Annotated in this window: 9 protein-coding genes; 7 read left to right on the top strand and 2 right to left on the bottom strand. The window is 71.4% G+C overall.

Annotated elements, in window-relative coordinates; all coding sequences use genetic code 11:
- Window positions 1-9: 9 nt before the first annotated feature.
- Window positions 10-825, bottom strand: coding sequence for a PaaX family transcriptional regulator C-terminal domain-containing protein (locus ADK57_RS36770; protein WP_053754026.1), 816 nt, complete (start codon window positions 823-825; stop codon window positions 10-12).
- Between the two features lie 182 nt (window positions 826-1,007).
- On the opposite strand from ADK57_RS36770, the gene ADK57_RS36775 reads away from it, so the two are divergent.
- The 7 genes from ADK57_RS36775 to ADK57_RS36805 are packed head-to-tail and all read left to right on the top strand — an operon-like array spanning window position 1,008 to window position 9,654.
- Complete coding sequence (locus tag ADK57_RS36775; RefSeq protein WP_053754017.1) at window positions 1,008-2,537, top strand: FAD-dependent monooxygenase; 1,530 nt, start codon at window positions 1,008-1,010, stop codon at window positions 2,535-2,537.
- A complete protein-coding gene (locus ADK57_RS36780) occupies window positions 2,534-4,585 on the top strand; it encodes an acetate--CoA ligase family protein (protein ID WP_053754018.1) in 2,052 nt (683 codons plus the stop codon). Before ADK57_RS36775 ends, ADK57_RS36780 begins: the two co-directional genes overlap by 4 nt.
- Before the next feature lie 11 nt (window positions 4,586-4,596).
- On the top strand, window positions 4,597-6,288 hold the full coding sequence (locus tag ADK57_RS36785) for a (2,3-dihydroxybenzoyl)adenylate synthase (protein WP_053754019.1): 1,692 nt from the start codon (window positions 4,597-4,599) through the stop codon (window positions 6,286-6,288).
- Window positions 6,278-7,366 carry a cupin domain-containing protein gene (locus tag ADK57_RS36790; protein ID WP_053754020.1) on the top strand — a complete coding sequence of 363 codons (1,089 nt, stop codon included), beginning with the start codon at window positions 6,278-6,280 and terminating at the stop codon, window positions 7,364-7,366. Before ADK57_RS36785 ends, ADK57_RS36790 begins: the two co-directional genes overlap by 11 nt.
- Window positions 7,363-8,196: a fumarylacetoacetate hydrolase family protein gene (locus ADK57_RS36795; protein WP_053754021.1), complete on the top strand. Its 834-nt coding sequence runs from the start codon at window positions 7,363-7,365 to the stop codon at window positions 8,194-8,196. The genes ADK57_RS36790 and ADK57_RS36795 overlap by 4 nt, the downstream gene beginning before the upstream one ends.
- Window positions 8,193-8,891 carry a maleylpyruvate isomerase family mycothiol-dependent enzyme gene (locus tag ADK57_RS36800; protein WP_053754022.1) on the top strand — a complete coding sequence of 233 codons (699 nt, stop codon included), beginning with the start codon at window positions 8,193-8,195 and terminating at the stop codon, window positions 8,889-8,891. Before ADK57_RS36795 ends, ADK57_RS36800 begins: the two co-directional genes overlap by 4 nt.
- 34 nt (window positions 8,892-8,925) lie before the next feature.
- On the top strand, window positions 8,926-9,654 hold the full coding sequence (locus ADK57_RS36805) for an alpha/beta fold hydrolase (RefSeq protein WP_053754023.1): 729 nt from the start codon (window positions 8,926-8,928) through the stop codon (window positions 9,652-9,654).
- A gap of 363 nt (window positions 9,655-10,017) precedes the next feature.
- On the opposite strand, the gene ADK57_RS36810 is transcribed toward ADK57_RS36805, so the two are convergent.
- Window positions 10,018-10,911 (bottom strand): RICIN domain-containing protein (locus tag ADK57_RS36810; RefSeq protein ID WP_199830764.1); only part of this gene is annotated, 894 nt, incomplete at its 5' end.

Consider the following 10,911-nt stretch of genomic DNA (forward strand, 5'->3'; position numbering starts at 1 on the left):
GCCCCGCCGCTATGACTGCGGGGTGGCGCGGGAGCCGGCCACCTCGTCGTAGTAGGACTCGGCCGAAGGGCCGAGGATCTCGTGGGCCTCCAGGAACATCTCGTGCGCCTCGTGGCCCACCCAGCCCGCCGGGAGGAGTTCGGTCGGCAGGTCCGGGTCACGGAAGGGGAACTTGCGGTAGTCGTACGTCAGCCGCATGCGTTCGACCAGCGACTCCTCGGGGCTCAGCGCTCCGGCCCGGTAGGACGGCATGCGGCTGCGGTAGGTGCGCAGCAGCTCCCGGTAGTCATCGTTGAGAGCGGCCAGGTCCCAGCTGCGCGCCGCCATCTCGCGGTCGACGGGCAGCCCGCCGGACTGGCAGCGCAGGGTGTCCAGGCGTACGGCGGGCTCGTCCGCGAACTTCTCGCGGACCTGCTGGAGCCGGTCGTGCGGGGAGACGTAGGTGGACGGGGCCAGGGGGCCGAAGCCCAGCCAGGCCAGGTCCTTGCGGATGCGGTCGCGGATGCCGCGCTCGGTCTCGGGGACCGAGTAGATGACCATGTACCAGTGCCGGTCCCAGGCGGACGGGGTCCGGTCGAAGATGCGTGAGCGGCCCTCGTCGAGGAGCTGGAGGCTGCGCTTGTTGAGCGCGTAGAGCGTCTCCCTGCCCTCGCGCCGCACGTCGAACCAGCCCTCCTTGCGCAGGCGTGCGAGGACCACCCGCACCGTGCTCTCGCCGACACCGAAGCAGTCCATCAGGGTGCTGAGGGTGCGCAGCCGGGCGGCGCCGCCGCGGTAGCGGACGTAGTCGCCGAAGAGGTCGAAGACGATCGATCGAGGCTTCACGGAACCGACTATGTCACACGGACGGCCGTCGTGAAGATGGGTCATCCAGCCGGGAAAACCCGTGCTTCCACCGTGGAAACGGCCTAACCAATGCGCAACAAATTATTGACGCCCGTGTATCTATTGACACACGACACTCGTGGGCTGAGTCTGGGCGTGTACTCGACGTGGAGGCAGGAACCATGGTTTCTCGGATCGCTTGCGTAGGAGGCGGCCCCGGCGGGCTGTTCTTCGCGGCGCTCATCAAGCAGGCCGATCCGTCGGTCGAAGTGACGGTCTTCGAGAGGAACCGCGCGGAGGACACCTTCGGCTTCGGCGTGGTGTTCTCGGACGCGACCCTGGCCGCCATCCACGAGGCGGATCCGGTGCTGCGCACGGCTCTCGCCAAGGACGGCCGGCACTGGGACGACATCGAGGTGCGGCTGAAGGGACAGCGGATCCGGTGCGGCGGCAACGGCATGGCCGCCATCACCCGCAAGACCCTGCTCCAGCTGCTGCGCCGACGGGCCGAGGAGGTCGGCGTCCAGCTCCGCTTCAGCCACGAGGTCCCCGCGGATCCGGCGCAGCTGGCCGAATACGACCTGATCGTGGCCGCCGACGGCGCGAACTCCCGCTTCCGTGACCGCCTCGCCGACGTGCTCGCGCCGGAGGTGGAGGTCGCGACCGCGAAGTTCATCTGGTTCGGCACCGACTATCTCTTCGACGGCCTGACCTTCGTCCACGAGCACGGCCCGCACGGCACCTTCGCCGTGCACGGCTACCCGATCAGCGACGGCGTCAGCACCTTCATCGTGGAGACGGACGAGGAGTCCTGGCGGCGGGCCGGACTCGACGAGTTCGACGCCGCGCAGCCGCCCGGCCCGAGCGACGAGAAGAGCAAGCAGTACCTGGAGAAGCTCTTCGCCGATCAGATCGACGGACACGAACTGCTGGTCAACAACTCCCGCTGGGGCAACTTCCGCACCCGGCGCACCCACCGCTGGCACAGCGGCAACGTCGTCCTCCTCGGCGACGCGGCGCACACCGCGCACTTCTCCGTCGGCTCCGGAACCAAGATGGCCATGGAGGACGCCGTCGCCCTCGCCGACAGCCTCCTTGCCCGCCGCGACGACCTGCCGAGCGCCCTGGAGGCCTACGAGGCGGCGCGGCGGCCCTCGGTGGAGAAGATCCAGGGGTCGGCCCGGCCGAGCCTGTCCTGGTGGGAGCACTTCGGGCGCTATCACGACGCGTTCGAGCCGACGCAGTTCGCCTTCCACTTCATCTCCCGCAGCATCGGCAAGGAACGGATCGCGCGCCGCGACCCGGAGTTCGTCGAGCAGGTCGTGAGGGACTGGCGGGCAGCGCACGAGGGGAGCGCCCCCTTGGACACGCCGTTCCGGCTGGGGGAGCGGGAATTCGCCGGCCGACGGCTGACCGCGGCCGACCTCGCGGCGCTGCGCGCCGAGGGGTGCCTGTGGCTCACCGCACCGGAGGCTGAGGCTCAACTGCCCGACGCCTACGACCAGTTGGCCGAATCCTTGAGCGGTGACACACCGCCGGATCTGGTCGCCGTACAGGGCGGAACCCCGTTCACCCGGTCGCTGCTCGCGGAACAGTCCCGGCTGGTGCACGGCGTACCCGTGCTGATCGTGGAGGACGGGATGGACGACGACCGGGCCGAGACGCTGCTCCTGTCCGGGCGCGCCGATCTGGTGGGGCGGGAGCAGTCATGACCCTGAACCTGACGCCGATGTTCGCGCCCGAGGGCGTGGTCGTGATCGGCGCCTCGCGGCAGAGCGGGAAGCTGGGAGCCGCCATGGCCCGGTCCCTGGCCGCCTTCCCCGGCGCCCGCGCCCTGGTCAACGCGCGCCGCCCCGACCCCGACGACGGCGTGTACGCCTCGGTCGCCGAAGCGGTCGCGCACACCGGCGGACGGCTCGATCTGGCCGTGCTGTGCGTGCCTGCGGCCGGCAGTGCGGACGCACTCGCCGAAGCGGCCGCCGCGGGCTGCCGTGCCGCGCTGGTCTGCGCCGGCGGTTTCGGCGAGGCGGGCCCGGAGGGCGAGGCGCACGCGGACGCACTCCGCCGCGTCGCCCAGGAGACGGGGATCCGCATTCTCGGCCCCAACACCTCCGGCTTCTTCGCTCCCCACCTCGCACTCACGGCCAGTTTCGTGCCCGCGGCCGGGCAGCTGCCGGCCGGGGACATCGCGGTGGTCGCGGCCAGTGGCGGCGTCAACCACGCGCTCTCCTTCGACCTGGTCGCCGCCGGAAACGGGATCAGCCTCGGCGTCGGGATCGGGGCAGGCCTCGACGTCACCGCCGCGGACGTCCTGGAACACCTCGCGGGGGACGGTCGTACGACGGCCGTGGCGCTGCATCTGGAGACGGTTCCGGACGGGCCGCGGCTGGTGGATGCCGTACGCCTGCTGGCCGCTGTCAAGCCGGTCGTCGCGCTGGTCGTCGGGCGCAGTGACGTCGGTGACTTCGCCCGCTCGCACACCGGGGCGCTCGCCACTTCCTGGCGCACGACGCGGGCCGCGCTGCGGCAGGCCGGAGCGGTGGTCGTGGACGACGAGCGGGAGACGGTGGACGCGCTCACCGCGCTCTCCCGCATCCAGCTGCGCCCCCACCCGGACCCGGGCCTCGGCCTCGTGACCGCCCAGGCCGGGCCGGGACTGCTGCTCGCGGACCGCGCGGGGGCCGACGGCATCCGGATGCCGGAGCTGACCGAGACCACCCAGGCCAAGCTGAGTGAGCTACTGCCCCCGCTCACCTACCAGCGCAATCCGGTCGACACCGGCCGGCCCGCCGAGACCTTCGCCCGCGTACTCACCGCCACCGCCGCGGACGAGGCGGTGGACCTGCTCGCCGTCTACGCCCTGACGGAGCCCGACAGCGTCGACCTCGCCTCGGCCGCCCAGGACGCCGGACTCGGGGCGGACTTCCCGGCCGTAGTGGTCGTCGGCGGCCTGCCCGAGGACGTCGCCGAGCAGCGGGCGAGGCTGCACAAGGCGGGGATTCCGGCGCTGACCGGACCGGCTTCCGCCGCGGGTGCCGTACGGGCCCTGGTGACGCACGCGCGACAGCGGGCCGTGCCGGCCGACGCGCCTTTGCCGGAGACGGCCGCGTCCGTGCCGGCCGGGCCGCTGGACGAGGACGCCGCCAAGACGTTCCTGGCAGGGCTGGGCATCCGCACCCCGGACCGTGTCGCCTGCGACTCCCGAGCCGACGCCCACTACGCCCTGCACCTGCTGGGCGGGCCTGTCGCGGTCAAGGTGCTCGACGCCGCGATCCTGCACAAGACGGAGATCGGCGGAGTCCACCTCGGCGTGCGCACCCCCGACGAACTCGACGCGGCGCTGGACGCCATCGGCCCCGACCGCCGCTACCTGGTGGAGACGATGGCTCCGCCAGGCGTCGACCTCGTGCTCGGCGTGCGGCGGGACCCCGTGTTCGGGCCTGTCGTCCTCGCGGGACTGGGCGGCACCGCCGCCGAGGCGCTCGCCGACGTGGCGATACGGCTCGCCCCGCTCTCCGCGACGGAGGCCGCCTCGATGCCCGACGACCTGGCCGCCCGCGCCCTGCTCGACGGCTGGCGCGGCGGACCGGTACTGGACCGCGCCCAGTTCGGGCAGGTCGCCGCCGCGCTGGCCGCCGCCCTGGCGGCGAGCCCGGACACCGCCGAGATCGAGATCAACCCGCTGCGCCTCACCGCCGACGGGCTGATCGCACTGGACGCCGTGATCGTCCCCACCGCTCCACCCGCACAGGACCGCTAAGGAGAACGACCATGCCCAGGCCGAGCAGCAAAGGCGCTGTGCCCTGGCCCGAGGAGTACGCCAGGCGCTACGCCGACAAGGGCTACTGGGAGGGCCACACGATCGGCGACCGGCTGCACGCCGCCGCCGACGCCGCTCCCGACGCGGTCGCACTCGTCGACGGCGACCGGCGGCTGACCTACCGTCAACTCGCCGAACGCGCCGACGCCACCGCACTGCGCCTCGCCGCGCTCGGGCTCCGCCCGGACGACCGGCTCGTGGTGCAGCTGCCCAACACCGCCGAGTTCGTGATCCTCACGTACGCCTGTCTGCGCCTCGGGGTCATCCCGGTGATGGCGCTGCCCGGGCACCGCAGACACGAGGTCGGTTACCTGGTCGAGCACAGCGAGGCGGTCGCCGTGGCCGTCCCCGACTTCCTCAAGGGCCACGACCACCAGGCGATGGCGTTCGACATCGCCGAGGACTCGCCAACTCTCCGGCATGTTCTGGTCCTTGGCGACAAGGTGGGCGACGACGCCGTGGATCTGCGGGAGTTGTGCTCCGCTCCGGGTACGGGCACAGGTACGGGTACGGGGGAGGACCGGGCGGCCGTGGACGCGTACCGGCCCGAGAGTCGCTCGATCGCCGTCTTCCTGCTCTCCGGCGGCACCACCGGACTGCCGAAGCTGATCGCCCGCACGCACGACGACTACGTCTACAACGCCCGCCGCAGCGCCGAGGTCTGCGAATTCGGCGCGGACACCGTGTACTTCGCCGCCCTTCCCCTCGGGCACAATTTCCCGCTCGCCTGCCCGGGCATGCTGGGCACGCTGCTGAACGGCGGTCGGGTGGTCCTCGGCTCCCCCAACCCGGAGAAGGCGTTCCCGATCGTCGAGCGCGAGGGTGTCACCGTGAGCGCCCTGGTCCCGGCCATCGCCCAGCGCTGGCTGGACCACCACCGGGAACACCCGGGCACCGACCTCGGCTCCCTGCGCGTCCTCCAGGTCGGCGGCTCCCGGCTGGCCGACCACGTCGCCCGCCGGGTCCGCCCGGAACTGGGCTGCACGCTCCAGCAGGTGTTCGGCATGGCCGAGGGGCTGCTCAACTACACGCGCCTGGACGACCCCGAGGACGTCATCTGTACGACGCAGGGGCGCCCCATGTGCGAGGACGACGAGCTCCTCGTCGTCGACGAACTGGGCAACCCGGTCCCCGACGGGACGCCCGGTGTGCTGCTCACCCGCGGCCCGTACACCCCGCGCGGCTACTACCGCGCCGAGGAGCAGAACGCCCGCGCGTTCACCGAGGACGGCTGGTACCGCACCGGCGACATCGTGCGGCTGCTGCCCGACGGCAACCTCGTCGTCGAGGGCCGCGACAAGGACATGATCATCCGGGGCGGGGAGAACATCTCCGCCGAGGAGATCGAGAACTTCGCCTACCAGGCCCCGGGCGTCGCCCGTGCCGCCGCCGTGGCGATGCCCGACGCCGAACTCGGCGAGCGCATCTGCCTCTACGTCGTACCGGAACCGGGACACACGGTGACCCTCGACGACGTCCACCACCTCATGGAGCGCGCGGGCGTCGCGCGCTTCAAGTTCCCGGACCGGCTCGTGACCGTCCCCGAACTCGCCGCCACCAAGGTCGGAAAGATCGACAAGAAGGCCCTGCGCGCCGACATCACGCGACGCCTCGACGCCGAAGGAACCCCCGATGACCAGTGACACAGTCATAGCCCCGGAGGAGACGGACCCCGAACTCCGGAAGCTGTACGACGGCTTCACGGCGGCCGGGCTCATCCCCCTGTGGACCGAGATCGGCGACCTCATGCCGCTCAGCCCGCAGCCCGAGGCCGTGCCGCACGTCTGGCAGTGGGACACCCTCCTGCCGCTCGCCCGCCGGGCCGGTGACCTCGTGCCGGTCGGGCGCGGCGGAGAGCGGCGTGCCATCGCGCTCGCCAACCCCGGCCTGCCGGGGCGCCCGTACGCAACTCCCAATCTCTGGGCGGCGGTTCAGTACCTGGGTCCGCGTGAGGTGGCGCCGGCGCACCGCCACTCACAGGGCGCCTTCCGGTTCATCCTGGAGGGTGAGGGAGTGTGGACGGTCGTCAACGGCGACGCGGTCGAGATGTGTCCCGGCGACCTGCTGCTCACTCCGTCGATGCACTGGCACGGCCACCACCACGTCGGCGACGAGCCGATGGTGTGGCTGGACGGCCTCGACATCCCGCTCGTGCACCGGCTCGACGCCGGTTTCTTCGAGTTCGGCGAGAACGGCGTGTCGGACCGGTCGACCCCTTCCCGGTCGCGCAACGAGCGGCTGTGGGGTCACCCGGGGCTACGGCCGATCGCGGCCCCGGACAGCCCCAACTCCCCTCTCATGGCCTACCGTTGGGCCGACACCGACGACGCTCTCACCGCCCAGCTGGAGCTGGAGGACGAGGGGCACCCGGGCGTCATCGAGCCCGGCCACGCCGGGATCCGCTTCACCAACCCGGCGACCGGGCGCGACGCCCTCGCCAGCCTGCGCACCGAGATGCACCGCCTGCGCCCGGGCGCGAGGACCGCCACCCGACGCACGGTCGGTTCCTCGGTCTGGCAGGTCTTCCGCGGCAGCGGCACGGTCACCCTCGACGACCGCGTGATCGAGGTGGCCGAGGGTGACCTGATCGCCGTCCCCTCCTGGTGCGCGATGACCATCGGCGCGCACACGCAGCTTGACCTGTTCACCTTCAACGACGCGCCTGTTTATGAGGCGTTGAACCTCGGCCGCACCGAAACCACAGGGAGCACCCGCGCATGAAGCTCGCCACCATCCGCACCGCCGACGGCACGGCGGCCGTCCGCCTCGACGGCGAGAGGGCCGTGGAGACCGGCGCCACCGACGTCGCCGCCCTGCTGCGCCGCCCGGACTGGCGTACGTACGCGGCCGCCGCCGACGGTCCGACGCACGACGTGGCGGTCCTCGACCTGGCCCCGGTCGTCACGACCCCGGCCAAGATCTTCTGCGTGGGCCACAACTACCGTGCCCACATCGCGGAGATGGGCCGCGAGATGCCGTCGTACCCCGCTCTCTTCGGCAAGTTCGCCAACGTCCTGCTCGGCGCCCGCGACGACATCGTCCATCCGGGCGAGACGGAGGAACTGGACTGGGAGGCCGAACTCGGCTTCGTCGTCGGCTCCCGGCTGCGCCGCCGCGCCACCAAGGAGGAGGCGGCGGCCGCGATCGCCGGCTACACGGTCGTCAATGACATCTCCATGCGTGACTGGCAGTGGCGTACCCCGCAGTGGCTGCAGGGCAAGGCATGGGAGGCCAGCACCCCGGCCGGGCCCTGGCTGGTCACGGGCGACGAGATCGACGACGCGGCCGATCTGGAGATCCGCCTCGAGGTGGACGGCGAGGTCATGCAGCGCTCGCGCACGTCCGACCTGCTCTTCACCCCGGCGGACATCGCCGCGTACCTCAGCACGTTCACGACGCTGGAGCCGGGCGACCTCGTTCTCACCGGTACGCCGGGCGGGGTGGGTGCGGCCCGCGACCCCAAGGTGTTCCTGAAGCCCGGACAGGTGGTGCGGACCGTGGTCGAGGGGATCGGGGAGTGCGTGAACGTCATCGTCGAGGACAAGCAGTGACACCGCTGGACTGGGTGGAGGAGGGGCAGCGTGCGCTGCAGCGGTCGGTCGACGCGCTGCCTGCCGACGCGGTGACCGAGCCGTCCGCCCTGCCCGGCTGGACCCGCGGCCACCTGCTCACCCACCTCGCCCGCAACGCCGACGCCCTGGTCAACCTGCTGACCTGGGCCCGGACGGGGATCCCCACGCCCATGTACGCCTCGCCGGACCAGCGCGTCACCGACATCGAGGCGGGCGCCGGACGACCCCTGGCCGAGCAACAGGCCGACGTGGGGGAGTCCGCCGCCCGCTTCCGGAAAGCCGCCGAGGCACTCTCACCCGACGCCTGGTCGGCCACCGTGGTCAGCGGGCAGGGCCGCGACATCCCGGCGTCGGAGGTGCCGTGGCTGCGGGCTCGCGAGGTGTGGATCCACCTGGTCGACCTGCGCGTGGGCGTCGGCATGGACGCGCTGCCGCCCGACTTCGCCTGGGCCCTCGTACGCGATGCGGCCGCGTGGATGTCGGCCCGTATCGCCCCGGGTATCGGTGCGGAACTGTCGGCGGACGGCCACGACACCGTCGTCCTGGGCACGCCCGCCCCCGGCGTCACGGTCACCGGACCGCCGTACGCCCTGGCCGCCTGGCTCACCGGCCGGAGCGGTACCGACGAACTGCACGTCACCGGTGAACTCCCGGAAATTTCACGCTGGCTGTGAGCCGGACGTGGCTGAACGATCAAAGGAGATCGACATGAGCGAGACCTTCGTCCTGGTGACCGGAGCCTGTCACGGCGGATGGGCCTGGCGCCCGGTCGCGAACGAGCTGAGAGCCGCCGGGCACCAGGTGCACACCCCCACCTTGGCCGGGCTGGGCGCCGACGACGACCCGCGCGGCGTCACCCTCACCGACTGCGTGAACAGTCTCGCGGACTACGTCGAACGAGCCGGGCTGACCGACATCACCCTGCTCGGCCACAGCTGGGGCGGCTACGTCCTGACCGGCGCGGCGCCGAAACTCGCGGCCCGGATACGGCGCCTGGTCTTCTGGAACGCGTTCGTCCCGAACGACGGCGAGTCCCTGATCGACGCGTGCCCGCCCCACTACGGCGAGATGTTCCACGCCGTGGCGGCCGCCTCCGGCAACGACACGGTGACGTTTCCCTTCGAGGTCTTTCAGCAGGCGTTCATGCAGGATGCCAGTGAGGAGACCCAGCGCCTGATCCACTCCCTGCTCGTCCCGCAGCCCCTGGGCACCTTCACCGAGAAGCCGGACACGACGGCGTTCGCCGCACTCGACATCCCCACCGCCTACATCCTGGCCACCGAAGACCTCGCGCTTCCCGGCGAGTGGGCCTGGGCCGACCGCTTCCTGCCACGGCTCAAGAACCCGCTGGTCATCGAGACCCCGGGCAGCCACGAGGCCCTCTTCACCCGCCCCGCCGAACTGGCCGACGCGTTCGTCCGGGCCTGCGCGGCATAGAGCGGCCTCATCGCGTCCTGCACCGAGAAGGGGCACCTGACCCGCACTGGCCGTGGTCAGGCGCCCCTTCTCGTGCCTCGGGAAGAGGCCGGGATTCCGCGACCGGCAGGCGGCTACCGACTGTGGGGGAGGAGCGGACCGCCCGGCCCCTGGGCGGCCGGTGATGAAGCCCGCCGTCTCACCGACGAACATCGCGATCGCCCAGGCCACGTCCCCCGGTTCCACGACCCGCCCCGGGGGGCTCCGCGGTGTGCACGTGGAGAGGGCCACGACCGGGTGTCGTGGCCCTCTCTCGGGGCCCCGCAGGAGAGCGGGGCCTGTTCCTGCCGGGTGAGCTGGAGACTCAGCGGGATTCGCTGCTGGTCAGTCCTTGCCGGTGAGCCTCCAGATCTGGTTCTTCTTGGTGGTCAGGGCGCTTGCCGCGTCGCATGTCCACTGGTGGACGAGGGCGCCGGCCGTGGTGGAGATGTTGCTGACGTCGACGCACTTGCCGCTGTGCGCGGCGACGAGCTGGTAGTCGTGGCTGTTGCCGAGCGCGGTCACCGCGTTCAGCTTGAACCGCTGGTTCGTGCCGCCGTTGCAGGTCCACTGCTGGACCGCGGCACCATCGGCCGTCGACAGGTTGTTGACGTCCAGGCACTTGCCGCTGACGTGGTTGACGACGGTGTAGGTGTCGGCCGTGCCGGTGACGGGGTGGAAGTCGAAGCGCTGTTCCTGGCCGCTTCCGCAGGTGTTCTGCTGGTACTGGGTGCCGTTGGCGGTGGACTTGGCGGGGTCCTCGAGGCAGAGCGAGCTGTGCTGGGCGACGGCCGTGGAGGAGAAGCCGGCCGACGCGCCGATGTGCAGGTTCTGCGGGGCGAAGGAGACTTCGTCGAGGTGGGGCGCGGAGCTGGAGCGCATGGGCTGTCCGATGTCGCTGCCGCCGCCGGAGTAGACCAGTCCGATTGTGGTGCCGTCGTAGTTGTAGAGCTGCGATGCGGTGAACTTGACGGTGTTGGCACCCTTGGTGAGGGTCACGGGGACGGTGTAGTCGTTGAACTGGTTCCAGTGCAGGGTGCTGGCGAAGTTGACGCGGGTTGAGGTGCCGCCGTTGACGCTGACGTCGGCGTGCTCGGCGTACAGGTCGGGGTTGTAGTGGTTGGAGGGCAGTTCCTCGGCGTTGGCGTAGCGCATGGTCATGGCGTAGGTGCCGGCCGTGGGCGCGTTGACGTTGAGGGTGAGGGAGTTGGCGGTTCCGTTGCCGATGCCGGTGACGAC

The organism is Streptomyces sp. MMG1533, assembly GCF_001279775.1.
In the GTDB taxonomy this organism is placed as follows: Bacteria; Actinomycetota; Actinomycetes; order Streptomycetales; family Streptomycetaceae; genus Streptomyces.

Coding starts and splice junctions, on each gene's coding strand:
- ADK57_RS36785 (WP_053754019.1), top strand. CDS start 4,597: ATGCCCAGGCCGAGCAGCAAAGGCGCTGTGCCCTGGCCCGAGGAGTAC.
- ADK57_RS36780 (WP_053754018.1), top strand. CDS start 2,534: ATGACCCTGAACCTGACGCCGATGTTCGCGCCCGAGGGCGTGGTCGTG.
- ADK57_RS36775 (WP_053754017.1), top strand. CDS start 1,008: ATGGTTTCTCGGATCGCTTGCGTAGGAGGCGGCCCCGGCGGGCTGTTC.
- ADK57_RS36805 (WP_053754023.1), top strand. CDS start 8,926: ATGAGCGAGACCTTCGTCCTGGTGACCGGAGCCTGTCACGGCGGATGG.
- ADK57_RS36795 (WP_053754021.1), top strand. CDS start 7,363: ATGAAGCTCGCCACCATCCGCACCGCCGACGGCACGGCGGCCGTCCGC.
- ADK57_RS36790 (WP_053754020.1), top strand. CDS start 6,278: ATGACCAGTGACACAGTCATAGCCCCGGAGGAGACGGACCCCGAACTC.